Raw genomic sequence first — 25,454 nt, 5'->3', positions numbered from 1 at the left:
ACCACCGATTATGCCCCAGGCGCGGAAGCCGTCAAATGCGGCTCAGCGCGAAGCTGTGGCTGAAATGACGCTCTCTGAATTATTTTTGAACTATTTTGCGGTGCGACGCCGGATCACGAAGAGCCATGCTGCGGCAAGGATGATCAGGATCGGAATATCACCCGCGCGCGCATAAATCGTCGGCGGGATCGCGGCCGGCAGGCCTGAGTCCAGCACGCCTTCAAGCCCAAGTCCGAGCCGCGCGACGATGCGCCCCATCGGATCGATCACTGCGGAGATGCCTGTATTTGCTGCACGAACCAGCGGCAGCCCCTGTTCGACGGCGCGCATGCGTGCCTGTTGCAGATGCTGATAGGGGCCGGTGGAAATTCCAAACCATCCGTCATTGGTGACGTTGACGATCCAGCCCGGCCGGTCGTGTCGTTCGACAACATCGCCGGGAAAGATAGCTTCATAGCATATCAGAGGTAGCATGCGGGGCGCATTGGGAATGTTCATGCTGCGCCGGTGCGTGCCAGGAATGAATCCGCCCTGAACCTTGGTCAGTTGTTCGAAACCGATCTTTTCCATCCAGTCCTGGAAGGGCAGAAATTCGCCGAATGGCACCAGATGCAACTTGTCGTAGACCGACAACACGCTGCCGTCGTGGTCGATGACGTAGACCGAGTTGTAGGCGCGCCTGATCCGCGTGCCCGGCGGCACGTCGGGTGCGCGCACCGAGCCTGTGACCAACACCGTGCCCTTGGGCAACAGATCGGCGATCTGCGCCATCGCGTCAGGTTCGCGAGTGAGGAAGAACGGAAACGCCGATTCCGGCCAGATCAGGATGTTCACGTCGCGCATGCCGGTCGATTGCGGTCCGGAGGCGCGGTCGGACAGCGCGAGATATTTCTTCATCACCTCGGCCTTGGCGGAGTAATTGAACCTCGCATCCTGCTGCAGGTTCGGCTGCATGATCCGCAGCTTTGGACCCGATAGCATCACGGTCGGATGCTGGTTCAAGCGGATCCCGCCAAAGATCGTCATGGCGAGCAGCGCGACGAGGGCAAATGCCGGCGCGATCCAAGGTTTTCGTTCGCGCGAGCTGCCGTCGATCAGGACCGCCGGGCTTGCGAAAACCGCGACCGCCAGGAATGTCAGGCCCCACAATCCGATCAGCGACGCCGTCTGCGCGAGCACCAGCGGTTCGGTCAGCGCGTAGCCAAGCGTATTCCAGGGAAAGCCCGTGAGCGCATGGCCGCGCAACCATTCGCTCATCGTCAGGCCCGCGGCGAGCGCGATCACGCGCGAGGCATCGCGTGTCCAGAACAGCCGCGCGAGCGCAAAACCGAGTGCCATGAACAGCGCGAGATAGGCCGGCAGTCCCAGAACAGCGAATGGCATCAACCACGCGAAGGTCTTCGCATCGACCAGGAATGCTTCGCCGATCCAGTAAAGCCCGGGCACGAAGTAACCCAGCCCGAACCACCAGCCGGTCAGCGCCGCGGCCGGCACGCCGCGCCATCGCCCGGCGCCCGCGCCGTCGATCTGCCAGACCATGACGGGAAAGGTCAGAAACAGGACCGGCCACGCATTGAACGGCGCCATCGCGAGCGAGGAAAGTGCGCCTGCGAGCAGCGCGATCGCCGCCCGTTTCCATCCCCAGGTCAGAATAATCGCAAGACCGCCTGAGCGAAGTTTTTGAGAGATCGTCACGACGAGGCGGCTCCGTCACCGGGCGGGTTGCTCTGGTCGCCCGGTTGCGTGGTGTCGGACGCCGCCTCGCGGCGGCGGCTTTCACGCTGGGTGCGCAGCGGCATGCGCTCCTTGCGCGTGGCGATGCGCAATCGCTTGACGCGCCGCGGATCGGCGTCGAGCACCTCGATTTCGAAATTGCCGGGCCCGGAAATGACTTCGCCGCGCACCGGCAGGCGGCCGACATGGCTGACCAGAAAGCCGCCCAGCGTCGCGACTTCCTCGCCGGCTTCTCCGGTCACGAAGTCTTCGCCGATGACGGAACGGACATCGTCGAGGCTCGCGCGCGCGTCCGCGATGAAGGAATTATCCGCCTGCCGCACGATCGCGGGCGGATCGTCGCTGTCATGCTCGTCGTCGATTTCGCCGACAATCTGTTCGACGATGTCCTCGATCGAAACGAGACCATCGGTGCCTCCATATTCGTCCACGACCAGCGCAAGGTGGATGCGTGAGGCCTGCATTTGCGCCAACAGATCGATCGCCCGCATCGAAGGCGGCACGAACAGGAGCTTGCGGATGATGTTGGCCTCGAAAAGCGGCAGTGCCAGGTCGACCGCGCGCAGATCAAGACCTGCGGGAGGCGGCTTCCTGGATTTGGTCCTGGCTTTGGTCGCTGGTTTCGCCGCCCGCGCCGTCATGAACGCCAACAGGTCGCGGATGTGGACGATGCCTTCGGGATCGTCGAGGGTCTCGTTGTACACCACAAGCCGCGAATGGGCGGCGCTCTCGAACAAGCTCATCAAATCGCCGAGCGGAATGTCGCGTTTGACCGCGACGATGTCGGCGCGGTGGATCATCACATCCGCGATCCGCCGCTCGTGCAGCGAAAGGATGTTGCGCAGCATGGTGCGCTCGACCGCCGAAAAACCGACCTCGTCGGGCGTCGAGGTGTCGAGTACGACCTGCAGGTCGTCGCGGACCGATCCCTGCTTCCAGCCGAACAGCGTTCGGATGGCGCGCACCAGCCAATTGTCCGCAGCCGGGCGCATGAGCTCGCCCTCCTGCACGACCGCGGGCAGGTTGCGCGTGTTGCGCGGATTATCTTGGATCGGGTCGGAGTCCGGCATTTTAATTCCGCTCCGCATAGGGGTCGGGAATGCCGAGCTGCGACAGGATCTCGCGCTCGAGCGACTCCATGGTCTCGGCCTCCTGATCCTTTTCGTGATCGTGGCCGATCAGATGCAGGAAGCCGTGCACGGCCAGATGGCTGAGATGATGATGGAACGGCTTCTGTTCTTCATCGGATTCCCGGCGCGTCGTTTCATAGGCAATCGCGATGTCGCCGAGCATGCGCGGTGCGTCATCCTCCTGTCGCGGGCCGCGCGGCTGCAACGCCGGAAACGACAGCACATTTGTCGGCTTGTCGATGCCGCGCCAGTTGCGGTTCAGCGTCTGGATGCCGGTGTCGTCGGTCAGCATGATCGCAAGTTCGCTGTCGCCGACATCGGCGGTGATGAACTCGGCCGCAGCCGCGATGGCGCGATCGATCACCGCCCCCGCTTCAGGCTCGGCCTGCCAGCAATCGGCTGTGATGAGAATTTCGGTAATCGGAAGGGCAGACGGTGCCATCGGTTCGGAGTTCTGTCTACGGCGCCAGCGCGCAGTTCGCGGCGTCACTTCTTGTTGGGCGCCGGCCGTTGCGGCAACCCTTCATAAGCCGCCACGATCCGCGCCACCAGTTCATGGCGGATCACGTCTTCGGCGGTGAAATGGACCTGGGCGATGCCCGTCACGCCATCGAGCAGTTTGACCGCCTCCGCAAGGCCGGAAGCCTGACCGTTCGGCAGGTCGACCTGGGAAGGATCGCCGGTGATGATCATGCGGCTGTTCTCGCCGAGGCGCGTCAGGAACATCTTCATCTGCATCGATGTCGTGTTCTGAGCTTCGTCCAGAATGATGACGGCATTGGTGAGCGTACGGCCGCGCATGAACGCCAGCGGCGCGATCTCGATTTCGCCGGTCTGCAGCGCACGCTCGACGATGCGCGAATCCATCAGGTCGTAGAGCGCATCGTAAATGGGGCGCAAATAGGGATCGACCTTTTCGCGCAAATCGCCGGGCAGGAAGCCGAGCCGCTCGCCGGCTTCGACCGCCGGGCGCGACAGGATGATGCGGTCGACTTCCTTGCGCTCGAACAATTGCGCGGCGTGCGCAACCGCAAGCCAGGTCTTGCCGGTGCCGGCCGGGCCAACGCCGAATACCATTTCGTGGCGCTTCAGGGCGCGAATGTAGGAATCCTGGGCCGCCGTGCGCGCCCGCACCGGACGCTTGCGCAGATTGATGGTTTCGAACGAAGACTTGGCCGTCTTGGGATCGAACTCGAACAGAGAGCCTTGCGCGATCACCGCGCGGATCGCCCCTTCGACGTCGCCTTGCGCGATGTCATGTCCCTGGCTCGCCTGCGTATATAGCGTCTCCAGCACGCGCCGCGCTGCGTCGCAGCCGTCGCGCGAGCCGGCAACCGTGATGTGATTGCCGCGGGAATCGACGACGACCCCGAGCCGCCGCTCGATCAATGCGAGATTTTGTCCGTATGGACCAACCAGCGCGGACGCGGCGCGGTTGTCGTCGAAATCGATGACGAATTGGGTCTCGGGCGTAACTTGCATGTCGCGGTCGGGCTTGCGGGAGGGAGCGAGCGAAGGCGAATCCGATGCGCTTTTTGGCAAGGGTTCAGGCTCCCATTCGCGTTTCATGGGCGTTGATCGCCGGCTGCGCGCCGGAACCGGCAGGGACGACTGGAAGCGAAGAGGCGAGTTCGCCGAGCAGGCTGTAGCGTTCCAGGCTTTCGATTTTGACCGGCAGGACCTGCCCGATGATGGTCTCGGGCGCCATCACATGGGCCGGTTGAAGATAGGCGGTGCGGCCGACGATCTGACCCGGGTTGCGGGCGGCGCGCTCGAACAGCACACCGACGGTGGTCCCAATCGCGGCCTTGTTGAAGGCCGATTGTTGGCTATCGATCAGTTCCTGAAGCCGCGCCAATCGCTCGTCCATCACTTCCGCTGACACCATCTCCTGCATTTCCGCCGCCGGCGTGCCGGGCCGCGGCGAATATTTGAACGAATAAGCGCCAGCGTATCCGATTTGTGTGACCAGGGCGAGGGTGGCCTGAAAATCTTCCTCCGTCTCGCCGGGGAAGCCGACGATAAAATCTGATGAAAATGCAATGTCTTGGCTGGCTGCGCGGAATCGGTCGACGGCGCGGCGATAGTCGTTGGCGGTATGTTTGCGGTTCATGGCCGAAAGAATTCGGTCGGAGCCCGACTGGACGGGCAAATGCACGAACGGCATCACGGCCGGGACGTCACGGTGCGCTTCGATCAGCGCCTCGTCGACGTCACGCGGATGGCTGGTCGAGTAGCGCAGACGGATAATGCCGGGAATTTCCGCTAGGTGACGCAAGAGGACGCCGAGCGACCAGGTTCGCCCGTCGGGTCCCTCGCCGTGATAGGCGTTGACGTTCTGGCCGATCAGCGTGATCTCACGCACGCCGTGATCGGCGAGGCGTCTCACATCGTCGACAATCTTTGAAACGGGCCGCGAGACTTCGGCGCCGCGCGTGTACGGCACCACGCAGAAGGTGCAGAACTTGTCGCAGCCTTCCTGAATGGTGACGAACGAGGAGATGCCGCGTGCGCGGATCACATCCGGCTTCGGCGGCGGCAGAAACGAGAATTTGTCTTCGGCCGGGAATTCTGTCTCGAGCGCACGGCCGTCCTTTTCGGCTCGCGCCAGCAGTTCCGGTAGATGATGATAGCTTTGCGGTCCGACCACCACGTCGACCACGGGCGCGCGATTGATGATCTCGCCACCTTCCGCCTGTGCGACGCAGCCAGCAACGGCGATGTTCATCCGCCGACCCTGTCGCGCGGCTTCTTCCTTCATGACGCGGAGCCGGCCGAGTTCGGAATAGACTTTCTCGGACGCTTTCTCGCGGATGTGGCAGGTGTTGAGGATGACGAGATCGGCGTCGTCGACGCTTGCGCTCTCGACAAAGCCCTCGCCCGCCAGCGTGTCCACCATGCGCTGCGCATCGTAGACGTTCATCTGGCAGCCATATGACTTGATATGGAGTTTGCGGGGCGGTTTCATGTAACTCGAAATGTTGAATTGGAACGGCGTCGCTGCTGCCCGTTTCAGGATTTGTCGTCGTCCAGCGGGACGCAATAGAGTTCCAGCCGGTGATCGACCAGACGATAACCGAGTTTGCGGGCGATTTCGGCCTGCAACTTCTCGATCTCCTCGGAGGTGAATTCGATCACCTTGCCGTCGCGCAGGTTGATCAGATGGTCGTGATGGCTGTCGCGCATCTGTTCGTAGCGGGCGCGGCCCTCACGAAAATCATGCCGTTCGATGATGCCGGCATCCTCGAACAGCTTGACCGTGCGATAGACCGTCGAGATCGAGATCTTGTCGTCAACGGCGACGCAGCGGCGGTAGAGTTCCTCGACGTCGGGATGGTCTTCCGCCTCCGCCAGTACGCGCGCGATGACGCGGCGCTGTTCGGTCATGCGCATGCCGGTCGCCGCGCAGCGTGCCTCGATGCCGGTCGCTTTGGGCGCGGGGTTGGGTTTAAGCGCGGTCATTTCGGGCGGTCACCAGGATGTGTCGGACTGCTACCACGGATCATAACACGTTCTGCCATCGCGCAAATGTCACGACAAGTCGCGCTGCATCACCAGCGCATTCAGAGCATCGCCCCCGCTCTGCTGGTAATAGCGTTCGCGGCGTCCGACGACGCTAAATCCGGCCCGTTGGTAGAGCCGGCGGGCGGGCTGGTTATTCTCTTCCACCTCCAGAAACACAGTCCGGACGCCCCGTCCGGCGAGGTGGCCCAGATGGGCCAACAACAGGCCACTGGAAAGTCCCCGGCCGCGGTGCGTCTCAGCCACGGCGATCGAGAGAATTTCGGCCTCGTCGGCCCCCAAACGTGACACCGAAAAGCCGACGATTTTTTGTCCCGTTCGGAGCCGGTGAACCAGCGTGTTTCGCTCGCTCAGCATGCGCTCGAATTCGTCTTCGCCCCAGCCCCGATGGAACGAGGCGCTGTGAATCCGGGCCAGCGCCGCTGCGTCGCGCTGGCTTGCGGGTTCGACCACGGCCTGGTCCTTGCTCCACAGCCCGGAGAGCCATGACATCATGGTGAGGCCGGTGGCACGCCGCCAGCGAGTTGTTCCTTGGCCGGCTTGGCATCGGGCGCGCGCAGATAGAAGGGACGGGGCGGGGCCGTATTGGGGCTGACCGCCGCCCCAAGCCAGCCGACCCAGGAAACATCGGGGGCTGGCTGCGCGTCGACCTTGAACGGCGCAGCCGCATGCTCGGGGCAGCGCTCGGCGATGATGCCGGCGGCATTCCCCACCAGATACGGCGCGCCGAACCGCCAGGCGCTGAGCGCTTCCGCCATCGGAGTAACGCGCGGCCGCACCAGCGCGCTTCCGTTGCCGCTGACGACCTGCAGATAGACATGATCGTGCCGGGCATCGATCGCAGAGACCACGGGGTGCTCGGCATTCTGGCTGACGATCGGCGCCGCATAGGCTGCAAGCGTCGTGACGCCCACCACGGGAATATTGGCGGCAAGCGCAATGCCGCGCGCGGCCGACAGGCCCACCCGAAGCCCGGTAAAACTTCCGGGACCGGTCGTGACCGCGATCCGGCTGAGGCTGGCGAAAGCCACTCCCGATGCGGCAATGACGCGACCGATCAGCGGCATCAGCGCTTCGGCGTGGCCGCGCTTCATGGCCTGCGATTCCTGCGCGATCAATATGCCGGTCTCGGTGTCGAGCACCGCGGCGGCACAGGCATCAAGCGCCGTATCGATGGCGAGGATCAGCATGGATGAAAGGCGAATAGTGAGTGGCGAATAGCGAATAGAGGGGCGCGATCACCAGCTATTCGCCATTCGCTATTCGCTATTCGCGCCTCCATCACATCGGCCGCACTTCGCTCACCTCGGGCACGAAATGCCGCAACAGGTTCTGAATGCCGTGTTGCAAGGTCGCGGTGGACGACGGACAGCCCGCGCAGGAGCCCTTCATGTTGAGATAGACGACGCCGTCCTTGAAGCCGCGGAAGGTGATGTCGCCGCCATCATTGGCGACCGCCGGCCGCACCCGCGTTTCGATCAGGTCCTTGATCATGTCGACGGTTTCGGCGTCGGCCTCATCGAAAAACTCGTCCGCCGCGTCGGCCGTTTCATCGCCGCTCGCGCTGCCGTCGGCCAGCAGCGGCGCGCCGGACATATAGTGCTCCATGATCGCCCCCAGAATTGCGGGCTTCAGATGCTGCCAGTCGCTGTCGTCCTTGGTGACGGTGACGAAGTCGGCGCCGTAAAAAACGCTCGTCACGCCGGGCACGCTAAACAGCCGTTCGGCAAGCGGCGAGCGGCCGGCGGCTTCGCGGTTCGAAAATTCCATGGTGCCGCTGTCGAGCACGACGCGGCCGGGAATGAACTTCAGGGTGGCGGGATTGGGGGTAGCTTCGGTCTGGATAAACATGAAACTCTCCGGCATCGCCGGTTAAAGGCCGGCGTGTGAGGTGTGTCTATCAGATGGCGATCTGGAAAGCACGGTCAAGGGCCGAAAAATCGCTCTAAACCTCTAAGAAAGCGCGTCAATTTGCGCGTCCGTGAGGTCGCCGGGAACGATGATGACCGGCACCGGGAACGTGCCGACGGCATTCGCCATCGCGGTGATGATCGGCCCCGGGCCCTCGGGGCCGGGGTTGGCGGCCAGCACCAGCATCATGATATCGACATCCTTGTCGATCACGTCGATCATCTGTTCGGTGGGATCGCCTTCGCGGATCACCCGCTCGGGCGTGATTGCGGCAATGCCGTTGGCGCGGCCACTCGCGCGATCGAGCGCCGTATTCGCCTCTTCGATCGCCTCGGCCCGCATGATATCGGCGACACCCAGCCACTGTTGATTCTGGTTTTCGATCTCGACGATGCGAAGCATCACCACGCTGCCACCGGCCCTCACGGCCCAGCGGCTCGCATAGTGAACCGCGCGATCGCCCTCCGCGGTTTCGTCAACGATAACCAGGCATTTCGGCTTGTGACCTGTCTCGTAGCTACGTCGCTGGGTGGCCATGCATGTCCCGAAGCTGCAACAAGCACACTAGTGCGGTGAATTTGAAGTTCCTATCAGTTTCGCGGTAGCCTCGTCATAGGAACTTCAAAATTCTAAACCGCACTAGAATCATATAATTGGCTAGTGCTCCTTTGATTCCGAAGTTAGCAAACGTGGAGCCGCAATATGATACGAACTTCGGAATCGGAGCACTAGTGTCCCGGTTCTGACATTCGCACCATTTCGTGGCGAGCGTGTTTACGAATGTCGGCGCCAACGGGACGTGAGGTAAGGCCACGAGCCGATGACCGCCGATAGTAGTACTTTGTCGTGGTGGTCCGCCGGCCGCTACAGCGATAGCAGGCCGTTTTTGATGGCCCGAAACGCCGTCACCCGGGCGATCCGGGCTTGGTTCGACGAGCAAGGCTTTGTCGAGGTGGAAACCCCGATCCTGCAGGTATCGCCGGGTAACGAGACGCATTTGCACGCGCCCGGTACTGAACTGACCGCTCCTGACGGAAACCGCGTGGCGCGGTATTTGCGGACCTCGCCGGAATTTGCCTGCAAGAAGCTGCTCGCCGCCGGCGAGACAAGGATCTTCGAAATAGCACGGGTGTTCCGTGACCGTGAGCGTGGCCGGCTGCATCTGCCCGAATTCACCATGCTCGAATGGTACCGCGCCAACGAGTCCTACGATGCCGTCATGGCCGACGGTATTGTCCTGATTGCGCATGCCGCAAAGGCCACGGGTATCGGGCAGTTTTCCTTTCGAGGGAAAATCGCTGACCCCTTTGCCGAACCCGAGATGTTGACAGTAGCCCGGGCCTTCGAGCGCTTTGCGGGCATCGACCTGCTCGCAACCATTGAGGCGGGCGAAGGCCACCGGGACAGGCTTGCGGCAGCGGTTGCAACAAAGGTCCGTGTTACTACCGACGACACCTGGTCTGATATCTTCAGCAAGATCTTGGTAGAGCACGTTGAACCAAATCTGGGGGAGGGACGCCTAACAGTTCTGTACGAGTATCCATCGCCGGAGGCGGCGCTGGCGCGTGTGGCCTCATCAGACGCCCGTGTTGCCGAGCGCTTCGAGATTTATGCTTGTGGCGTCGAACTCGCGAATGGATTTGGGGAATTGACCGATGCAGCCGAGCAACGCCATCGCTTTACGCTTGCGATGGACGAAAAGCAGCGCCGATACGGCGAGCGCTATCCGCTGGACGAAGATTTCCTCGCCGCGCTGGCTCACATGCCCCAGGCGAGCGGCGTCGCGCTTGGCCTTGATAGGCTGGTGATGTTGGCAAGCGGTGCCGCGTCGGTCGATCAGGTGGTTTGGGCGCCGCCGTAGTGCGGCGGATTTGAAATTTGGCTTAAGTGTCTCCCCGGATTCTGGATACCAGTGTCAAATCCAAAACCACATAACAAGTTTGGCGAGACATGAGCGACATCAGCTTTAAACCTGTCACGACCCTGCGCGAGCCGGCAGAACTCGCCGCGCGCGGCCTGGTGCCGGCGGCCGACCTGCCCGGCCTGGAGAAGGTCGCGGCGCGGTACGCGATTGCGGTCACGCCCGAGGTGGCGGCGCTGATCGATCCCGACGACCCGCTCGATCCAATTGCGCGGCAATATATCCCGAGCACCGAAGAACTGGCGGCTCAGCCCGGCGAAAGGCCCGATCCGATCGGGGACGAGCCCCGCTCGCCGGTGTCCGGAATCGTGCATCGCTATCCCGACCGCGTCCTGTTCAAGCTGGTTCATGTTTGCGCAGTCTATTGCCGGTTTTGTTTTCGCCGCGAGATGGTCGGACCGGGCAAGGCAACCGCGCTTTCGGACGGCGCCTATCAGAACGCGCTGGCCTATATCCGCGCGCATTCGGAAGTGTGGGAAGTCATTCTGACCGGCGGCGATCCGTTGATGTTGTCGCCGCGGCGTCTTTGCGAAGTGATGGCGGACCTTGCGGGGATCGACCACGTGAAGGTGATCCGCATCCATACCCGCGTGCCGGTCGCCGAGCCTCAGCGTATCAACGACAAGATGGTTGCCGCGCTGAAGGTGAGGGGCGCCACGACCTGGGTGGCGCTTCACGCCAATCACGTCCGGGAGCTGACGCCAAAGGCGCGCGCCGCCTGCGCGGCCATGATCGATGCCGGCATCCCCATGGTCAGTCAGTCGGTGCTGCTGCGGGGCGTCAACGACGATCGCGAAACGCTGGAAGCCTTGATGCGCGGGTTCGTGGAATGCCGGATCAAGCCCTATTACCTTCATCACGGAGATCTGGCGCCGGGAACGGCGCATTTGCGCACGACCCTGGCGCAGGGCCAGGACCTCATGCGGTCCCTGCGCGGCCGGGTGTCCGGGCTATGCCAGCCGGAGTTTGTCGTCGATATCCCCGGTGGCCACGGCAAGTCCCCCGCCGGTCCAACCTATGTGTCGGTCGAAAAATCTTTGTCCGTAGATCGTGAACAAGCCGCAGAAACCCGCTATCGTGTCGTGGATTATTGCGGTGACGTTCATCTCTACCCCCCGGAGACGTGACCGCTTCGTCCGGAAGCGGATTGCGGCGAACAGGCGTCAAGACGGATCATGCAGATGCGAAAACTTTTGGTGACGGCGATTTTTGTGTTTCTGATGGCTGGACCAGCAGCGGTTGCGCAGGCCGGCAATTCGTCATTGGGCAAACAAGGACCATGGCCCGCGCCCGTCGGTCATCGCCAGCCGCGGGCCGACCAGGTACCGTCCGAGAAAGATATCGGCAACAACGGCGCCAACGCCAATAATGCGATGAAGCGTGAAGATGCCGAGCTTGACCGCAAGCTCAAGAGCATCTGCCGCGGCTGTTGAGGTAGCTCCGCGCTCACGCGTTGCGCGCGGCAAGCGCGACCCCGATCAGCGCCGCTCCGCCGAACAGCATATTGACGCCGACCAGCAGGCCAAGCGCCCACAGCGCCGATCCCGGCAATCCCGCGATAATAATGGCCGCAATCAGGATGTCCATGAGGCCGGCAACAAGCATCCACGACCAGCGCTCCGACAGTTCGCGCCGATGCTCCAGCGCGTACATGATTGTGGCGACGCCCTCGGCCAGGAAATAAACGCCGACAACGATGGTCAGAGTGAGCGTGCCCTGTGCCGGCTGCGCCAACAGGATAAGGCCGGCAAGAATCGCAAGCGCGGCCGAAATCAGCGACCACCAGAAGCCTGGCATTCCACGGGCCCAGAACGTCAGCGCAAGGCCCGCGATACCGCTGATGAGGAACAGCCAGCCCAGAAGAATCGTGACCGCGAGACTTGCAGCGGGCGGAACGATCATGGCGGCCAAGCCGAAAATCGCGAGCAGAATGCCCTCGAACAGGAAAGCCTTCCAGTGCTGGCGAACGGCGTCACGCATTTTCGTCGACAGCTCGATATTGTCGTGCGGAATGGTCATCGAAATCTCCCGTAGCGGTTTCCAGCCAGAGTGACGCACTTCTGTGACTGCGCGAATATAGCGCGTCGGCCGGGCAGGGACGACAGCTATGATGTATTGGTCCGCAGCCGATCGCGGCTCAGAAAGTAGATGGCCGTGGTGACGACCAGTAGCGCGAAGCCGACGAGGATGGAAAGAAGGCCGAGCGGAACAAGTACCAGCGTCACGTTGCGATTGGGGTTCACCAGCCAGTGATGGATTGACGTCAGCACGAAAACGAGACCTGCGAAGCCGGTCCCGCCACCGACCACGAGCAGCGCCCACATTCGCCGCAGCTGACTGAGTCGCTCGCGGGCGAGATCGGTTCGGGGAGCGTGGTGACGGCCAACCCGGCGCACCAGTCGCGCGGCGAAGGCAATCGAGGAGAATCCGATCAGCACGCTGGCCGCGCCGAGCAAAAGACGGGTCGTGTTATCGATGTCCGGATTTTTCTGTAGCGCCAGCAGCGGAAAATCGAATGCCGCGTGCAGGCCGACCGGCCCTGCCAGCACCAGGATCGCGCTTGCAATGCGCGCCCAGTCCCGGTGGTGACGGTGCGCGCCGAGCGCCGTGCCGGAGCGTGCGATCGCAAGGTAGGCGCCAGCGATGATCCCGAGCGCGCCATGGAAAGGAACCGTCAGAACGCTCCGCAATGCGGCCAGCGACGGCCACATGTCCGCGTGCTGTACGAGGTAGGCGAGATTTTCGTAGGCCGCAAAACCAAGGCCCGCCGCGGCGCCGTAGATCACGGTGTCCATTGGATCGGTGAACGGCTTTCGCCAGGCGGACACCGCGGCGATCACCAAAATCTTGACCGTTTCTTCAGGCAGGGCAACGCCGAGAAGCGAGTGCAGCCCCTGCGCCAGCCAGGGATTTTCAGGGGAGACCAGTACCGCCATGAAGGGGGCGCGGATCAGTCCGAGCAGAGAGATACTCGCTGCGCCGAGAAAAAAGGCGGCCCATACCTTGGTCGGTGGCCCCGACCGCTCGCCCGCGGCCACCACGAGCCACAAGATCAGCAGCGCCGGCGCGACGGCCGCCGTTCCGATGACTGTCGGGAGCGATTCAAGGAGGACAAGCATCGACTGGTTCTATTCCAACACCCGCCTGCCGCCGAGGCCGGTAACTCTCTGGTTGGGAGACGTAGCTGTTAGAATCAAAGGTTCGTCCGAAGGTTCAGCTTTCGAACGCGCCGGCAGATATGTCATTTTTTCGGCGCTCTCGATGGCAAAGTACGCGCGTTCCGCGGCACGCGCGTTTCCGCAACCTCCTGATATCGCCCTTGGCGCCGGCCGTTCAACCGCTTGTTGTGGGCGCAATTCGGCCGAAAAAGCTGGCAGCTTTTCGATGCTAACAATTAGATAGCCGAATCAACGGTTTCACCGAATTGCCGGGACCTTTGCTCCCGCTGCATGACACTGCAGGTCTGATGGCTGTCGCCACATGATAGGGTGTGGCCAACAATAAAGGAGCGCGCCGGTGATTTTCCGCGGGGCAGAAACCCATTCGAGGTCGGTTCTCAAGGCAATCAGCTGGCGGACGCTCGGAACCCTCGATACGTTCGCGATCAGCTGGTTCTTTACCGGAAGAGTTGAGGTCGCTGGCTCGATCGCCGGCTTTGAGATCATGACGAAAATTGCATGGTACTACCTTCATGAACGGGTCTGGGCGGCCATTTCCTGGGGACGTCGCGCTTGATTGATGCAGGGCACATGAACACCGGAAAAGAACAAGACCCCGTTCTGAACGATACCAAGCCTCAACATGCCAAACCGGCAAACGCCAGGCCAAGCGGATCTGAGTCCGAGGGAAACCGCACGCCAGCGATCGCGGGGCTGGTCATTGCGGTCGTGTTGCTGGCGGTCGGGTTATGGCTGGCGCGCGCCTTGACGGCAGCCAGCAAGATGCAGGACTGCGTGATGTCAGGGCGGACCAACTGCAACGTCATTGAGCTGCAATAAGCGCGGGCTTTCCCCGTGGGAGCGAAGAATAGTTGTTATCCGCCGCCTGCAAAAAGCGTCGACGCTAAATATATTATAAAGACAAAATATCAGGGGAGGTTGTCATGAGTTTTGAATTTGTGGATGTAAAACATAACGGCCGCGTAACCATCGTGACGCTCAACCGTCCTGCCGTCATGAATGCACTGCACAAACCGGCTCACTTTGAGCTGCACGAAGTGTTCAATGCGTTCAACGCCGATCCCGATCAATGGGTCGCGATTGTCACCGGCGCGGGCGAACGGGCGTTCTGCGCCGGCAATGACCTGAAATGGCAGGCCGCTGGCGGCGAGCGGGGCTGGAATGCTAGCGGCTTCGGCGGCCTGACGCTGCGGTTTCACTGCGACAAGCCGATCATCGCTGCCGTCAATGGTGTGGCGATGGGCGGCGGCTTTGAAATTGCACTGGCATGCGACCTCGTCATTGCCTCGGAAAATGCGACATTCGCGTTGCCCGAACCGCGTGTCGGGCTGGCCGCATTGGCCGGCGGGCTGCAACGGCTGCCGCGCCAGATCGGATTGAAGCGGGCGATGGGCATGATCCTGACCGGCCGGCACGTTCCCGCGCGGGAAGGCCTTGAACTCGGCTTTGTAAATGAGGTGGTGCCGGCAGGCGAGGCGCTCCGCGCGGCGGAGCGTTGGGCAGACCAGATTTGTCAGAACAGCCCGATGTCGATCCGGGCATCCAAGCAGGCAGTCATGGACGGATTGAACGTGTCGTTGCCGGAGGCGCTGGTCGCGCAGCGCCAGTATCCGGCCGTACGCGATATGATCGCGTCCGCCGACTACATCGAGGGCCCCAAGGCCTTTGCGGAAAAGCGTCCACCACGCTGGCAAGGAAAATAGAGTTCGATCGCTCAGCGCGATAGCAAACGCCGGCAGGCCTCGACGAATACCTCGGCACCCCTGACGATGTCAGCATCGTCGGTGTTCTCGCTCCAGTGATGGCTGATGCCGCCGATCGACGGCACGAACAGCATGCCTGCCGGCATGATTGTCGCGAGAACCTGGGCGTCGTGACCGGCGCCGCTCGGCATCGATAGCGATTTCCCGCTGGCAAAGATCGAAGCGGCTTCCGCAATGGCGCGTTGGAAGCTCGCGTCCATCATGGCAGGCTTGCCGGTGCGGATTTGTTTGACCTCGATACCGCATCCGCTTGTGGCGGAGATCTCGGCGGCGATCTCACCGAGTAGCGCTTCGAGTCGCTCGACCACTTCCGAATTGTCGTCGCGGACCTGAAACAGCACGTCCGCAAGGCCGGGAATAATGCTGGGCGCGCCGGGGTCGAGCGTGATCCGTCCGGTCGTCCATACGGTGCGCGCTCCCGCGCTTGCCGGAAAACGGTCGTCGATGGCGACGCATAACCTGGCCGCTGCGATGCCGGCGTCCTTCCGGTCTTTCATCCGCGTGGTGCCGGCGTGGTTTTGCTCGCCCGTCACCACGATCTGAAATTGCCAGATGCCGACAATGGAGGTGACCACGCCGATGCCGAGCTGCGATCCCTCAAGCGTCCGCCCTTGCTCGATGTGAGCCTCGAGATATCCGATGTGCCGGCCGGGTTCGGCGGTCTTCCGCGGCCGGCCCGCAAGGCCGCCTGCTTGCAGCGCATCGCGCATGGCGCGGCCGTCCGTGCGGTCACGCGCGGCATCGATGTCCTGCTTGCTGACATCGCCGACATAGGAACGGCTGCCGAGAAAATGGCCGAAATGGCCTTCTTCATCGCACCACGATGCGACTTCCACGACACCTTTAACGGTTGGATCGGTATTGATCACGCGCGCGGCCTCGAGCGCGTAGATCACGCCGAGCGGCCCATCGAGCCAGCCGGCGAAATTCTGGCTCTCCAGGTGTGAGCCCGCGAGCAGTTTCGGTCCCAATTTCGCGCTGGTGCCGAACACGTTGCCGATGCCATCGATCTCCGCTGTGAGGCCGGCTTCCGGCAATTTCTTCGCTAGCCACTGTAGCGACTGAATATGCGGCTTCGAGAAGGTGGGCCGGTGCACGCCGGTCTTGTAGGCGCCAAAGGCGCGGAGTGCGTTGAGATCGGCCAATACCCGCGGGCCGTCAGCTTTTGAACCGTGATCACCCATCGCCCGGATTCGCCCGTCGCTATTGCGCCTGAACGGGTTCGGCAGGGGGAAGGTAAGGCGAGCACATCGCAACGTCTCCGGTAGCATTGTAGGAATCGACAACGTCGCCCGATATGCCGGCCGCGATCAGGCAATTCTGCGTGGAGGTACCGATTCGCCACATAAAGAATTTCTGTCCCGAGATCGTTTGCTGGAAATCGGGATTGCCGAGCCGGGCAACGATCACACTCACCGGTTTGCCCTTGAAATCGTTTCTCGCCTTGACGTCAGGCAGAGACATACTGGGGATGCCGCCGCACCCGGCCAGCGCCAGAGCCGCCAGGATCGCTAGATTGCGGGGGTGAAGAGCCATCCGTTCGCGCCGCCCTTGCCATATCAACATAGGCGTGCCTAGCGAAGGCCGGGAACCAAAGTCAATAGCTGTGGCGATCGTGTGCGGCGGTTCCCGCGACCGCTACCTATAAAGATCGGCGCGGGTCGGCGGCAGGCCGGAAGGACCGCGAACACGCTTTGAGGCCAAGGTCTGGAAAATCCCGATGGTGCCCTGCGCAAACGCAATCGAGACCACGGCGAGATAGGCGATCCATAGCCTGGCCTTCTCGCGGCCGACCTCGCGCTCGGCGGCGCCGAAGTTCGCCGACAGCCGATCGTGCCAGAGCCGGGTCGTGTGCATGTAGTGCTCACGCCAGGCTTCGACGTCGTGCACCTCAAAGTCATAGCGTTCGAGATTGGCAACGGACATTCCGAGGTGATCGAGTTCGCCGCCGGGAAAAATGTAGCGGCCGATCGCGGTTGCCGCCGCAGCGTCGCGCCGGCGGCCTTTGCGGAAGCGTTCGAAGCTCTTCGAGCGCAGCGCGATGCTGTGGTGAAGGTACAGGCCGCCCGGCTTCAGTAGCCGGTTGACGGTCCGGAAATAGGTCGGATAGTTGGCGATGCCGACTTGTTCGAACATGCCGATCGAGGCGATCTTGTCGAACTGCCCTTCGACGAGGGCATAGTCGCGCAGTTCGAGCGTGACGCTGTCTTCAAGCTTCAGGCGGCTGACTTTTTCCTTGGCGTAGGCGAATTGCTCTTCCGCCAGTGTCACGCCGTGGGCACGAACCCCATAGTGCCTGGCGGCATGGCAAACGAGCGCTCCCCAGCCGCAACCGATGTCGAGAAGGGTATCACCTGGCTTGAGCCGCAACTTGCGGCAGATCATGTCAAGCTTGTCGGCTTGCGCGGTAGCGAGGTCGTTGTTCCAGTCTTTGAAGTAAGCGCAGGTATAGACCATCTCCGGGTCGAGAAAGAGTTCGTAAAATCGATTGGAGAGGTCGTAGTGGTAGTGAACGTTCCTCTTGTTGGTCGCTTCCGAGCCGTCCATGCGCGCCTTGTCGCTGCGGACGGCTTCCAGCGGCCACGGTCCGCCGCGCGGCACGAGCAAAAACTTCGCGAGCGTCGTGAGCGCGAGACGCTTGTTGAACGATTTCATCAGGTCTCTGGTGCGCGTCTTCGGCCGTCGCGCAGCGAGATCAAAGAACGATCCGTTGCGCAGATCAAACCGCGACGTGACCCAGAGATTGAGGAAGGTGTCGACGTTCGGCCGCCGGATCATGGCGGCTATGGCGCCCTCATCGGCGATAGCGAAGGCCAGCGCGTCGGAGCGAAGATCGGCGGGTACGGTGGAACCATCCCACAACACGAAGCCGAGATCAGGCAGGATCCGTTCGTTGATATGGGTGAGCAAGCGCCTGAAGCTTTCGAGACGGCGCGCCGCTTTTGTGGCCTCCGGCAAAATTGCGGATCCTCGTGATGGATAATGACGATGCTTCTCCCATGGGAGCATCGCTTTCGAGTGAAAATCAATAGCTTGGCTGGATGTTTGGCCAACCGAGAGGAGGAGCTCGATATCCTCAGCAGGCTTGATTGTTGCTTCTGAAATCTTTCCGGGCTCTCGATGAGATTGAAGTCGACAGACGCGCACCGGTGTTGGCGATCTCTGCGATCACTATATTGTTCGTCGCGAAATCGAGCGTCGTTAGACACGAAACGTGGTGCCCTCTTTGCAATTCACCCGCCGAAGCTGGCGGCTACGAAATGAACGGAGGGTTCGGGGGAGACTGCTGGTCCCCGAAGACGGTGCCGTTCACGAAACGCTGGCGCGGCTCGCCAAAGAGGCTGTGGGCAAACTGGTCCACGCCCGGCTTGCCGGGGGACGCAAACGCCATTATACGTTCGCGCGCTGGTCTTCGCCGCCTTTTCGGCCGAACCGGCGGAGTGAAGATATCCATCCAAAGCATTGATTTGCTGGATATATTCTTCCGGTTATCCAAGTGAGGCAGCCGCGGCGGGCGCCTTGCTCCCTTCGTCTATCGGTTAGGACGCCACCCTTTCACGGTGGAGAGAGCGGTTCGATTCCGCTAGGGAGCGCCATTGCGCAGATTTGCGCCAGGAAGCCGACTCCGCGAACCGCGCAACAGTTTTTAAAGCCCCCTTCGATAGGAAGGTAGGGATTATTTCAAACTGGAACAATCGATCGTGCCCGCAGCCAAAAAACGTGACGTCCGCAGGTCCGTGCAGCAGACGGCGTGGATCACTCTGGAAGGTGGCTTTGCGGCTCGTCAGTGCCTTGTGCACGACATGTCGTCCACAGGCGCGAAGATCACGGTGTCGGATTCGACCGTGCTATCGGGCCGGGTGCGGCTCGCCTTTTCGCGCGACGCGAAAAAGGGACGTCCATGCAACGTCGTCTGGCGGCGCGGCCGCTCGTTCGGCGTCCAGTTCGTCAGATAACCGCGCCGCTTCCAATCGCGCTTTGCTGCCTCAAGACATCGGCGGCGCGATATATCGCACGAAACCCGGCCGGCTAACGAGGTCTGCGAACCAGCGTTCGAGGTGGGGGAATGTCGGCTTCGTGATTCCCTCAACTCCGAACCAGCGCCGTGCGAAGGCGCCGAGCGCAATATCCGCCAGAGTGAATCCGTCGCCCGTGATAAAGCGGCGCGTCTTGAGATACGACTCGATGAGCTGCCACTGCGCCGCTTCGGCATCGGCATCCCTCTGGATCGCGACCATGTCGCGCTGCTCGACCGGGGTTCGCACCAGCGCCCAGAATACCGGACGCTCGACTGGTTGCAGCGTCGACAGCGTCCAGTCGAGCCAGCGGTCGGTGCTGGCACGCACTTTCGGGTCCTGTGGGTAAAGCGAAGACTGCGGCCGATAGGCGCGAACAAAGTAGCGCATGATGGAATTGGATTCCCAAAGCACGAAATCGCCGTCAACCAGCGTCGGTACGCGGCCATTGGGATTCATCGCCAGATATTCCGGCTCGCGGTTCTTGCCGAACGCCATGCCTGCGTCGATGCGTTGATAGGGGAGTTCAAGTTCGTGCAGGCACCACAGCACTTTCTGGACATTGACGGAGTTGGCGCGGCCCCAGATGGTGATTTGGCTCTGGTTGCTTGACACGATTTTTGCTCCCATTAGCGATCAGTGGGGTGATAGCGCAAATTCTTGAGCAAAGGGAAATTTCGTGGCTGAGGATTATGCTGACGAAAAAAGATCAGGCCCCGCCGTCAGCAGAACCTGATATCAAATGCTCAAGTATGATTGGGTATCTGTCAGTGGCCGAAGAACAGCCACAGAAGAATAATCACCGGAATAGGCACGCCCAAAAGCCAGAGCAAAAGCCCTCTCGCCATCTCAGCCTCCTCAGTTTTCCATGAGCGGCCAACGCGTGGCGAGAAGCGAAGTTCCGATGCCGGAGAAAGCAGGCTCCAGGCCAGGCCTACCAATGTCCGGTATTGGGCATCGACGTCCACGGCTCAGCCGGCGCCCTCGCATCGCCCTTTTGCAAAAGCTCGATCGAGTGAAGATCCGGTGAACGTACGAAAGCCATTTGTCCGTCGCGCGGCGGCCGATTGATGGTGATGCCGAGCTTCATTAGTTGCGCGCAGGTCGCGTAGATATCGTCGACCTCATAGGCAAGATGACCGAAATAGCGATCTTCCCCGTATTTTTCTTCCTCCCAATTATAGGTGAGTTCGACCAGCGGCGCGCCGCGGCCCTTCGAAGCTGCCAGAATACCTTCGTCTTCGGGTGCACACAGGAACACGAGCGTGAACTTGGCCTTGTCGTTATCGACCCGGCGGACTTCCTTCAGACCGAGCGCGTCGCGATAAAATTTGAGCGCAGTGTCGAGATTGCGGACGCGCAGCATGGTGTGGAGATATCGCATCTTTCTTGTTCTCCCTGGGTGGACCGTTTGTTGTTCCTACCTCTCGGGAACTTCAATAGCAGGCAGCTGCGGCTTGCGGAACCAACGCGACCTTCAAATTCTTGAATCCGTAGAGGAGCCGCATGATGGAACAAAAGCCATATCCGGCAGAAAAAGCCCGGGGAGGGGAGATCGTTCTGAATACGCCGCTTCGTCGTGCCATCTTTCTGGCAGGACTGATAGGGGCCGTTGTTCTTGTCATCATCACGATGCTGGTCCGCTGATCCCCGTACATTTTGCAATGCATCGGAACGATCAGCGCGCGCGGCTGTTTGTCTGACTTCACTCTCTTGGAGAAAAGATATGACCAGATTTGGAGTTTTGGGAGCTACGGCTCTTTCGCTTTCGCTGGCGCTTGCAACCCCCGCGCTGGCGCAGCAGGCGCACGCGGGCCGGGGCGGCGCTCATGCGGCCGCTGGACACATGGGCGGTGGACACATGGGCGGCGCCTCGATGGGCGGCGGACACATGGGCGGCGGTCCACGTGCGCAATCTAATTTTCAGGGAGCGCGGGCCAACGCCGGCAGCGCCAATTTCGCCGCGCGCGGTAATGGGCAATTCGCCAGAGGCAATCGGCAGTTTGCGCAACGAGGCCAATTCCGCGGCGATCGCGGCCGGGGATTTGGACGTGATGCCGGCTTTGCGGCTGGTGCCGCGGTCGCAGGCGTAGCCACCGGCGCAGCAATCGCTGCGGGAGGCTATGGCTATGGTTACGATCCATATTATTATGGCGACAACTACGCCTATGACAACGGCTACTATGGCGACAGCTACGCCTATGATGCCGGACCAACGGTCGCGTTCGAGCAGGCTGTCCCGGCTGAAGGCCCGGCGGTAGCCGATGCGTCGTACTGTGCGCAACGCTACCGCTCATATGATCCCGCAAGCGGCACCTATCTCGGCTTCGATGGCATGAGACATCCTTGCCCGTAAGCCGTGACAAGTTGACGTACAAAAAGGAGCGGTCCATTCGATCGCTCCTTTTTTAGTTCCGGCCTATCTTAAATTTCATCCATGGTTCCCTCCGCAACCATCACCGTCGCGCCGCGTTGGCTACGCGTGTACAACGGAGGAAGAGGAACGCGCATGACGAAGACACTGGCAGTATTGGCGACGGTTGCAGCGCTTGGCGCAACCACCGTCGCGGCCCCGGCAGAGGCGCGCGGAATCGGACCCGGATTGGCTTTCGGCTTGGCCGCTGGCGCGGTGGCGGCGGGCGCCGCGGGAGCCTACGGTTATGACGGTCCCGGCTATGGCTATGGCTACGGTCCGTACGATGGGCCAGCCTATGGTCCGGGTTATGCGTATTATGGTGGGCCGTACTGGCACCACCATCACCACTGGCACCGCTACTACAGATAGGCAATCGGCCTAATCATAAAGAGAAGCCCGGAGTATCTCCGGGCTTTTCTGATTTGGGTCGGAAATCCCTAGAGCTCCGATTCCGAAGTGCGCAAGCTATTGCGGCCCCTCCGACGCGAACTTCGGAATCAAAGGAGCGCTAGCCAATTATGTGATTCTAGTGCGGCTTTGAATTTGAAGTTCCTATAACGAACTCACGGCGAAACTGATAGGAACTTCAAATTCGCCGCACTAGCCTGTCATGGCCACGAGGGCGTCCGGTCCAGCGCGCGGTGTGAGCCCTCGCCAAGGCGCGCGTTCTCGAGCGTTGTCGTGAAAAATTCCTCACGTTCGCGTTTGAATTTCTCCTGTGTCGCTTTAAAGCGCGCCACGCGCGCGGCGATCTCTTCGCGCTCGCGCGCGAGCCGATCATTTTTTTCGGTCATTGCCCATCTCTGTTGATTCGCGTCCCGAAGATATTGGCATCTGAGATTGAGGCGTGAATTGGATAAGCCGCCCCGAGATTGTGATTGTGGATAAGCGACGCTGCGCCTAGTCGCCAATATGGCAGGCTCACCAAAAAACGCTGACCGCGCCCGTTGTCGCCAAGCCGAAGAAGGGCGACGAAGCCGTCCGAAAGGTCGGCGAAGTGTGAGATGGTGTCGCAGAAGCTGCCTGAGCGATCGCGAGATAGCCATCAGGCCATCCGTATTGTATGTGATATGCGGAAACCCCAGGGCTTGTCGGCAGTGATTGCTTCGGACAGCAGCAGCGGCATCGAGCGGCTTGGCGAGATGATCGCAGAAGCCGACGTCATCGTTCCTTTTACAGGCGCCGGGATTTCGACGGAGTGTGGAATTCCGGATTTCCGCTCGCCCGGTGGGTTGTGGACACGCAACCGGCCGATCCGTTTTGATGAATTTGTCGCCGACCGCGCTGCGCGGGATGAATCCTGGCGGCGCCGCTTTGCGATGGAGCCGACGTTCGCCGCCGCTTCGCCGGGACGCGGTCATAGGGCGCTGGTCTCGCTCTATCGCGCCGGGAAGGTCCCGGCGGTCGTCACCCAGAATATTGATAATTTGCATCAAGCATCAGGTTTCGCGGACGGCCACGTCATCGAGTTGCATGGCAACACGACCTATGCACGTTGCATCGGATGCGGCCTAACCTACGACCTTGGTTGGGTGAAGGAGCGTTTCGAAGCTTCGGGTCATGCGCCGGACTGCTCTACCTGCGACGAGCCGGTCAAGACGGCGACCATTTCGTTCGGCCAGGCAATGCCGGAAGATTCGATGCGCCGCGCGACGGAACTCACGCAGCAATGCGACCTGTTCATTGCGATTGGTTCTTCGCTAGTCGTTTGGCCGGCCGCCGGTTTTCCCTTGATGGCGAAGAACTTGGGTGCGCGCCTTGTCATCATCAACAACGAGCCGACCGAACAGGACGACATGGCCGATCTGGTGATCCGCCACGATATCGGGGACACGCTCGGGCCATTTGTGGGGAACTGATGTCTAATTGATTCGCCAATGCGCAAGGCTGTTCATAGGTTCCGAAAGAATCGTTTTTTGTCTATGCGCCGCGGTCGGGAGTGTTATCTTTTGATTCGAAAGATTCGCTGGCGTCTTCTTGAAGATTGGCAGACGCGACGGTCACCGCAGCGTTCGCTGGCGGGATGTTGATGTGTGGGGTCCGGGGTCATGGGGTCGGACGGATTTGAGTCCAAGAAGTTCGGAGGTCAATCGCCCGGGGGGGCGGCTGCACCGGGAAGACTCGGTTCTGGATTTTCGGCCGGTGATCCGCGCGATCCAGCGCTCGATGCAATGCAGGGGCTGGGCGATGCCGCAGCCAACCTTGTCGAAATCAGCGGCCTTATCAAATGGTTCGATGCCTCAAAGGGCTACGGCTTTATCGTACCCGACAATGGCTGGCCGGATGTGCTTCTGCATGTGACGGTCCTGCGCCGCGACGGCTATCAAACCGCATATGAGGGCGCGCGGGTGGTCTGCGAGTGCGTGCAACGGGCCAAGGGCTATCAGGCGTTCCGGATCGTCTCGATGGATGAGTCGACCGCGATCCATCCCGCCCAAATGCTCCCGCCGCGGACGCATGTGAACGTCACCCCGACCAGCGGACTCGAGCGAGCGCAGGTGAAGTGGTTCAACCGGCTTCGCGGATTCGGCTTCCTGACTTGCGGCGAGGGTACCCCTGACATCTTTGTCCACATGGAAACGCTCCGCCGTTACGGCATGACGGAACTGCGTCCTGGACAATACGTGCTGGTCCGCTTTGGACCGGGTTCCAAAGGCATGATGGCCGCCGAGATCCAGCCGGAGACCGGCTCGCCGGGTCTGTCGTCGCACTAAATGCCCGACCCGTCCGCCGAGTTGATTTCGGCGTGTTATGCCTGATGCGCCGTCCAAGGCGCGCATTCAGCCCTAAAAATCGCGAAAGTGACTGCCGCAAGCGGCTGCGCGGATGTTACAACCGCGCGGCATCGGAACGAGTGGCCGGTGCGCTACAATTATGGCGTGGTGAGGCGAATGTTGATGAAGTCTGGTCCGGCCGCCGCTTGGCGTTTTCCGAAACTGCGAATTTGGATGCTTCTGGCGCTGGCCGGCGCGGTCGCGACGTTTGCGGGCTCTGTGTATGCGGCATCGATTCAGCCGCTTGAGATCGTGACCAAGACGGGTGTGCATGTGTTTTCAGTCGAGATGGCGACGACTGAAGAGGAGAAGACGACGGGATTGATGTACCGCAAGGAGCTTCCCGAGGGAAAAGGCATGCTGTTCGATTTCTCGCCGGAGCAGGAAGTCTCGATGTGGATGAAGAACACCTACATCCCGCTCGATATGATTTTCATTCGGGCAGATGGCCGGATCCTGCGTATCGCAGAAAATACCGAGCCGCTGTCGACCAAGATCATTCCGTCCCGGGGGCTGGCAAAGGGCGTGCTCGAGGTCATCGCCGGCACCGCGCAGAAGTACGGCATTGAGGCCGGCGATCGCGTGGCGCATCCGCTCTTCAACACCAAATAAGCCACTCCCCGGCAAAACGATCAAGCGTCCTCATTCGTTTGCGCAGTCAAGGCGTTATCTGATTGTCTTGACTGCCTTTTTGAGGCATCCCTCGAAAACCGCCCGATGCGTCCCGCCTTGCTGATGGGGGCCTAAGCGTGTATCGACGTGGTCTTCCGAGGATCGGGGTATAGCGCAGCCTGGTAGCGCGGCAGTTTTGGGTACTGCAGGTCGTTGGTTCGAATCCAGCTGCCCCGACCAATCTTTTCAATCAGTTGGCGTGAGTTTTGGTTGTCAGATCTTCCCAATAATCCGAATTGGGAAGGACGTGGGGAGGCCAAAACGTCTGGCGAGGCGATCGGCTGACCGAAGAGCGCGAGACCGAAGCCCCGCGCCCTACACGTGCATCAGCCTTCCGGGCTTTGTATCGACCCCGATAGCGCCGGTGTCGTAGTGAGCGGAGCCCCTCCAACCGAAACAGGTCCAATAGGTTTAGC

The 25,454-nt window shown here is 61.3% G+C and carries 31 protein-coding genes and 2 tRNA genes; 15 read left to right on the top strand and 18 right to left on the bottom strand.

The window, feature by feature from the left end; genetic code table 11:
* Positions 1-90: 90 nt before the first annotated feature.
* From lnt to M6D32_RS23550, 10 genes are all read right to left on the bottom strand, one after another.
* Complete coding sequence (gene lnt / locus M6D32_RS23595; protein WP_298260822.1) at positions 91-1,695, bottom strand: apolipoprotein N-acyltransferase; 1,605 nt, start codon at positions 1,693-1,695, stop codon at positions 91-93.
* Positions 1,692-2,804, bottom strand: coding sequence for a hemolysin family protein (locus M6D32_RS23590; RefSeq protein WP_298260820.1), 1,113 nt, complete (start codon positions 2,802-2,804; stop codon positions 1,692-1,694). The genes lnt and M6D32_RS23590 overlap by 4 nt, the downstream gene beginning before the upstream one ends.
* A 1-nt stretch (position 2,805) precedes the next feature.
* Complete coding sequence (ybeY, locus tag M6D32_RS23585) at positions 2,806-3,306, bottom strand: rRNA maturation RNase YbeY (protein WP_298260818.1); 501 nt, start codon at positions 3,304-3,306, stop codon at positions 2,806-2,808.
* A 44-nt stretch (positions 3,307-3,350) separates the two neighbouring features.
* The gene (locus tag M6D32_RS23580; RefSeq protein ID WP_298260816.1) at positions 3,351-4,406 is read right to left on the bottom strand and encodes a PhoH family protein; all 1,056 of its coding nucleotides are present in this window, start codon (positions 4,404-4,406) and stop codon (positions 3,351-3,353) included.
* Positions 4,407-4,410: 4 nt separating this feature from the next.
* A complete protein-coding gene (gene miaB / locus M6D32_RS23575) occupies positions 4,411-5,832 on the bottom strand; it encodes a tRNA (N6-isopentenyl adenosine(37)-C2)-methylthiotransferase MiaB (protein ID WP_298260814.1) in 1,422 nt (473 codons plus the stop codon).
* A 44-nt stretch (positions 5,833-5,876) separates the two neighbouring features.
* Entirely contained in the window at positions 5,877-6,326 is a 450-nt protein-coding gene (locus M6D32_RS23570) for a Fur family transcriptional regulator (protein WP_298260812.1), read from the bottom strand.
* A gap of 69 nt (positions 6,327-6,395) precedes the next feature.
* Positions 6,396-6,881 carry a ribosomal protein S18-alanine N-acetyltransferase gene (rimI, locus tag M6D32_RS23565; RefSeq protein WP_298260810.1) on the bottom strand — a complete coding sequence of 162 codons (486 nt, stop codon included), beginning with the start codon at positions 6,879-6,881 and terminating at the stop codon, positions 6,396-6,398.
* Complete coding sequence (tsaB, locus tag M6D32_RS23560; protein ID WP_298260809.1) at positions 6,878-7,576, bottom strand: tRNA (adenosine(37)-N6)-threonylcarbamoyltransferase complex dimerization subunit type 1 TsaB; 699 nt, start codon at positions 7,574-7,576, stop codon at positions 6,878-6,880. The genes rimI and tsaB overlap by 4 nt, the downstream gene beginning before the upstream one ends.
* A gap of 91 nt (positions 7,577-7,667) precedes the next feature.
* Positions 7,668-8,237, bottom strand: a complete 570-nt coding sequence (locus M6D32_RS23555; protein WP_298260807.1) for a NifU family protein — start codon at positions 8,235-8,237, stop codon at positions 7,668-7,670.
* 102 nt (positions 8,238-8,339) lie between these two features.
* Positions 8,340-8,834 (bottom strand): universal stress protein, encoded by a 495-nt coding sequence (locus M6D32_RS23550; protein ID WP_298260804.1) that lies wholly within the window; start codon positions 8,832-8,834, stop codon positions 8,340-8,342.
* 283 nt (positions 8,835-9,117) lie between these two features.
* Between M6D32_RS23550 and epmA the strand changes: the two genes are divergently transcribed.
* From epmA to M6D32_RS23535, 3 genes are all read left to right on the top strand, one after another.
* Positions 9,118-10,158 carry an EF-P lysine aminoacylase EpmA gene (gene epmA, locus M6D32_RS23545; RefSeq protein WP_298260802.1) on the top strand — a complete coding sequence of 347 codons (1,041 nt, stop codon included), beginning with the start codon at positions 9,118-9,120 and terminating at the stop codon, positions 10,156-10,158.
* A gap of 89 nt (positions 10,159-10,247) precedes the next feature.
* Complete coding sequence (locus M6D32_RS23540) at positions 10,248-11,345, top strand: lysine-2,3-aminomutase-like protein (RefSeq protein ID WP_298260800.1); 1,098 nt, start codon at positions 10,248-10,250, stop codon at positions 11,343-11,345.
* 54 nt (positions 11,346-11,399) lie between these two features.
* The gene (locus M6D32_RS23535) at positions 11,400-11,651 is read left to right on the top strand and encodes a hypothetical protein (protein ID WP_298260798.1); all 252 of its coding nucleotides are present in this window, start codon (positions 11,400-11,402) and stop codon (positions 11,649-11,651) included.
* Between the two features lie 13 nt (positions 11,652-11,664).
* Here the strand turns inward: M6D32_RS23535 and M6D32_RS23530 are convergent, their stop codons facing one another.
* Positions 11,665-12,237, bottom strand: a complete 573-nt coding sequence (locus M6D32_RS23530; protein WP_298260796.1) for an HdeD family acid-resistance protein — start codon at positions 12,235-12,237, stop codon at positions 11,665-11,667.
* A gap of 86 nt (positions 12,238-12,323) precedes the next feature.
* Positions 12,324-13,337 (bottom strand): PrsW family glutamic-type intramembrane protease, encoded by a 1,014-nt coding sequence (locus M6D32_RS23525; protein ID WP_298260794.1) that lies wholly within the window; start codon positions 13,335-13,337, stop codon positions 12,324-12,326.
* Between the two features lie 397 nt (positions 13,338-13,734).
* Here M6D32_RS23525 and M6D32_RS23520 point away from each other — a divergent pair, with 397 nt between their 5' ends.
* The 3 genes from M6D32_RS23520 (at position 13,735) to M6D32_RS23510 (ending at position 15,100) form a co-directional block, all read left to right on the top strand.
* The gene (locus M6D32_RS23520) at positions 13,735-13,953 is read left to right on the top strand and encodes a DUF2061 domain-containing protein (protein WP_298260792.1); all 219 of its coding nucleotides are present in this window, start codon (positions 13,735-13,737) and stop codon (positions 13,951-13,953) included.
* Between the two features lie 14 nt (positions 13,954-13,967).
* Positions 13,968-14,216: a hypothetical protein gene (locus M6D32_RS23515; RefSeq protein ID WP_298260790.1), complete on the top strand. Its 249-nt coding sequence runs from the start codon at positions 13,968-13,970 to the stop codon at positions 14,214-14,216.
* Between the two features lie 104 nt (positions 14,217-14,320).
* Positions 14,321-15,100 carry an enoyl-CoA hydratase-related protein gene (locus M6D32_RS23510; protein WP_298260788.1) on the top strand — a complete coding sequence of 260 codons (780 nt, stop codon included), beginning with the start codon at positions 14,321-14,323 and terminating at the stop codon, positions 15,098-15,100.
* A gap of 11 nt (positions 15,101-15,111) precedes the next feature.
* On the opposite strand, the gene M6D32_RS23505 is transcribed toward M6D32_RS23510, so the two are convergent.
* The 3 genes from M6D32_RS23505 to M6D32_RS23495 form a co-directional block, all read right to left on the bottom strand.
* Positions 15,112-16,344, bottom strand: coding sequence for a Zn-dependent hydrolase (locus M6D32_RS23505; RefSeq protein ID WP_298260786.1), 1,233 nt, complete (start codon positions 16,342-16,344; stop codon positions 15,112-15,114).
* A 19-nt stretch (positions 16,345-16,363) separates the two neighbouring features.
* On the bottom strand, positions 16,364-16,696 hold the full coding sequence (locus M6D32_RS23500; protein WP_298260784.1) for a hypothetical protein: 333 nt from the start codon (positions 16,694-16,696) through the stop codon (positions 16,364-16,366).
* A 102-nt stretch (positions 16,697-16,798) separates the two neighbouring features.
* Positions 16,799-18,118 (bottom strand): cyclopropane-fatty-acyl-phospholipid synthase family protein, encoded by a 1,320-nt coding sequence (locus M6D32_RS23495; RefSeq protein ID WP_298260782.1) that lies wholly within the window; start codon positions 18,116-18,118, stop codon positions 16,799-16,801.
* A 563-nt stretch (positions 18,119-18,681) separates the two neighbouring features.
* On the opposite strand from M6D32_RS23495, the gene M6D32_RS23490 reads away from it, so the two are divergent.
* Both M6D32_RS23490 and M6D32_RS23485 read left to right on the top strand, forming a co-directional pair.
* A tRNA-Glu gene (locus M6D32_RS23490) sits at positions 18,682-18,756 on the top strand.
* A 105-nt stretch (positions 18,757-18,861) separates the two neighbouring features.
* Positions 18,862-19,116 (top strand): PilZ domain-containing protein, encoded by a 255-nt coding sequence (locus M6D32_RS23485; RefSeq protein WP_298260780.1) that lies wholly within the window; start codon positions 18,862-18,864, stop codon positions 19,114-19,116.
* A gap of 30 nt (positions 19,117-19,146) precedes the next feature.
* Here the strand turns inward: M6D32_RS23485 and M6D32_RS23480 are convergent, their stop codons facing one another.
* Together M6D32_RS23480 and M6D32_RS23475 are read right to left on the bottom strand one after the other, a co-directional pair.
* Positions 19,147-19,791, bottom strand: a complete 645-nt coding sequence (locus M6D32_RS23480; RefSeq protein ID WP_298260778.1) for a glutathione S-transferase family protein — start codon at positions 19,789-19,791, stop codon at positions 19,147-19,149.
* A 319-nt stretch (positions 19,792-20,110) separates the two neighbouring features.
* On the bottom strand, positions 20,111-20,560 hold the full coding sequence (locus tag M6D32_RS23475) for a VOC family protein (protein WP_298260776.1): 450 nt from the start codon (positions 20,558-20,560) through the stop codon (positions 20,111-20,113).
* Between the two features lie 125 nt (positions 20,561-20,685).
* Between M6D32_RS23475 and M6D32_RS23470 the strand changes: the two genes are divergently transcribed.
* From M6D32_RS23470 to M6D32_RS23460, 3 genes are all read left to right on the top strand, one after another.
* Positions 20,686-20,823: a peptide ABC transporter permease gene (locus M6D32_RS23470; RefSeq protein WP_298260774.1), complete on the top strand. Its 138-nt coding sequence runs from the start codon at positions 20,686-20,688 to the stop codon at positions 20,821-20,823.
* A 79-nt stretch (positions 20,824-20,902) separates the two neighbouring features.
* Positions 20,903-21,532 carry a BA14K family protein gene (locus tag M6D32_RS23465; RefSeq protein WP_298260772.1) on the top strand — a complete coding sequence of 210 codons (630 nt, stop codon included), beginning with the start codon at positions 20,903-20,905 and terminating at the stop codon, positions 21,530-21,532.
* Between the two features lie 153 nt (positions 21,533-21,685).
* Positions 21,686-21,961, top strand: a complete 276-nt coding sequence (locus tag M6D32_RS23460) for a hypothetical protein (protein ID WP_298260770.1) — start codon at positions 21,686-21,688, stop codon at positions 21,959-21,961.
* A 239-nt stretch (positions 21,962-22,200) separates the two neighbouring features.
* Here M6D32_RS23460 and M6D32_RS23455 read toward each other — a convergent pair whose 3' ends face one another.
* Positions 22,201-22,386, bottom strand: a complete 186-nt coding sequence (locus M6D32_RS23455) for a hypothetical protein (RefSeq protein WP_298260768.1) — start codon at positions 22,384-22,386, stop codon at positions 22,201-22,203.
* Positions 22,387-22,689: 303 nt separating this feature from the next.
* On the opposite strand from M6D32_RS23455, the gene M6D32_RS23450 reads away from it, so the two are divergent.
* The 4 genes from M6D32_RS23450 to M6D32_RS23435 all read left to right on the top strand — a co-directional run bounded on the left by M6D32_RS23450 (position 22,690) and on the right by M6D32_RS23435 (position 25,218).
* The gene (locus tag M6D32_RS23450) at positions 22,690-23,451 is read left to right on the top strand and encodes a Sir2 family NAD-dependent protein deacetylase (protein WP_298260952.1); all 762 of its coding nucleotides are present in this window, start codon (positions 22,690-22,692) and stop codon (positions 23,449-23,451) included.
* Positions 23,452-23,640: 189 nt separating this feature from the next.
* On the top strand, positions 23,641-24,306 hold the full coding sequence (locus M6D32_RS23445) for a cold-shock protein (protein WP_298260766.1): 666 nt from the start codon (positions 23,641-23,643) through the stop codon (positions 24,304-24,306).
* Positions 24,307-24,540: 234 nt separating this feature from the next.
* On the top strand, positions 24,541-24,978 hold the full coding sequence (locus M6D32_RS23440; RefSeq protein WP_298260950.1) for a DUF192 domain-containing protein: 438 nt from the start codon (positions 24,541-24,543) through the stop codon (positions 24,976-24,978).
* Positions 24,979-25,141: 163 nt separating this feature from the next.
* Positions 25,142-25,218: transfer RNA gene (locus M6D32_RS23435), tRNA-Pro, on the top strand.
* Positions 25,219-25,454 lie beyond the last annotated feature (236 nt).

Origin of the sequence: Bradyrhizobium sp. (genome assembly GCF_027307225.1) — a bacterium.
Lineage (GTDB): Bacteria > Pseudomonadota > Alphaproteobacteria > Rhizobiales > Xanthobacteraceae > Bradyrhizobium.
The sequence above is the reverse complement of the archived record's forward strand: the minus strand, read 5'-3'. Positions and strand labels throughout refer to the sequence as shown.

Coding starts and splice junctions, on each gene's coding strand:
- M6D32_RS23590 (WP_298260820.1), bottom strand. CDS start 2,804: ATGCCGGACTCCGACCCGATCCAAGATAATCCGCGCAACACGCGCAAC.
- ybeY (WP_298260818.1), bottom strand. CDS start 3,306: ATGGCACCGTCTGCCCTTCCGATTACCGAAATTCTCATCACAGCCGAT.
- miaB (WP_298260814.1), bottom strand. CDS start 5,832: ATGAAACCGCCCCGCAAACTCCATATCAAGTCATATGGCTGCCAGATG.
- M6D32_RS23570 (WP_298260812.1), bottom strand. CDS start 6,326: ATGACCGCGCTTAAACCCAACCCCGCGCCCAAAGCGACCGGCATCGAG.
- rimI (WP_298260810.1), bottom strand. CDS start 6,881: ATGATGTCATGGCTCTCCGGGCTGTGGAGCAAGGACCAGGCCGTGGTC.
- tsaB (WP_298260809.1), bottom strand. CDS start 7,576: ATGCTGATCCTCGCCATCGATACGGCGCTTGATGCCTGTGCCGCCGCG.
- M6D32_RS23555 (WP_298260807.1), bottom strand. CDS start 8,237: ATGTTTATCCAGACCGAAGCTACCCCCAATCCCGCCACCCTGAAGTTC.
- M6D32_RS23550 (WP_298260804.1), bottom strand. CDS start 8,834: ATGGCCACCCAGCGACGTAGCTACGAGACAGGTCACAAGCCGAAATGC.
- epmA (WP_298260802.1), top strand. CDS start 9,118: ATGACCGCCGATAGTAGTACTTTGTCGTGGTGGTCCGCCGGCCGCTAC.
- M6D32_RS23540 (WP_298260800.1), top strand. CDS start 10,248: ATGAGCGACATCAGCTTTAAACCTGTCACGACCCTGCGCGAGCCGGCA.
- M6D32_RS23535 (WP_298260798.1), top strand. CDS start 11,400: ATGCGAAAACTTTTGGTGACGGCGATTTTTGTGTTTCTGATGGCTGGA.
- M6D32_RS23530 (WP_298260796.1), bottom strand. CDS start 12,237: ATGACCATTCCGCACGACAATATCGAGCTGTCGACGAAAATGCGTGAC.
- M6D32_RS23525 (WP_298260794.1), bottom strand. CDS start 13,337: ATGCTTGTCCTCCTTGAATCGCTCCCGACAGTCATCGGAACGGCGGCC.
- M6D32_RS23515 (WP_298260790.1), top strand. CDS start 13,968: ATGAACACCGGAAAAGAACAAGACCCCGTTCTGAACGATACCAAGCCT.
- M6D32_RS23510 (WP_298260788.1), top strand. CDS start 14,321: ATGAGTTTTGAATTTGTGGATGTAAAACATAACGGCCGCGTAACCATC.
- M6D32_RS23505 (WP_298260786.1), bottom strand. CDS start 16,344: ATGGGTGATCACGGTTCAAAAGCTGACGGCCCGCGGGTATTGGCCGAT.
- M6D32_RS23500 (WP_298260784.1), bottom strand. CDS start 16,696: ATGGCTCTTCACCCCCGCAATCTAGCGATCCTGGCGGCTCTGGCGCTG.
- M6D32_RS23475 (WP_298260776.1), bottom strand. CDS start 20,560: ATGCGATATCTCCACACCATGCTGCGCGTCCGCAATCTCGACACTGCG.
- M6D32_RS23470 (WP_298260774.1), top strand. CDS start 20,686: ATGGAACAAAAGCCATATCCGGCAGAAAAAGCCCGGGGAGGGGAGATC.
- M6D32_RS23465 (WP_298260772.1), top strand. CDS start 20,903: ATGACCAGATTTGGAGTTTTGGGAGCTACGGCTCTTTCGCTTTCGCTG.
- M6D32_RS23460 (WP_298260770.1), top strand. CDS start 21,686: ATGACGAAGACACTGGCAGTATTGGCGACGGTTGCAGCGCTTGGCGCA.
- M6D32_RS23455 (WP_298260768.1), bottom strand. CDS start 22,386: ATGACCGAAAAAAATGATCGGCTCGCGCGCGAGCGCGAAGAGATCGCC.
- M6D32_RS23445 (WP_298260766.1), top strand. CDS start 23,641: ATGGGGTCGGACGGATTTGAGTCCAAGAAGTTCGGAGGTCAATCGCCC.
- M6D32_RS23440 (WP_298260950.1), top strand. CDS start 24,541: ATGCTTCTGGCGCTGGCCGGCGCGGTCGCGACGTTTGCGGGCTCTGTG.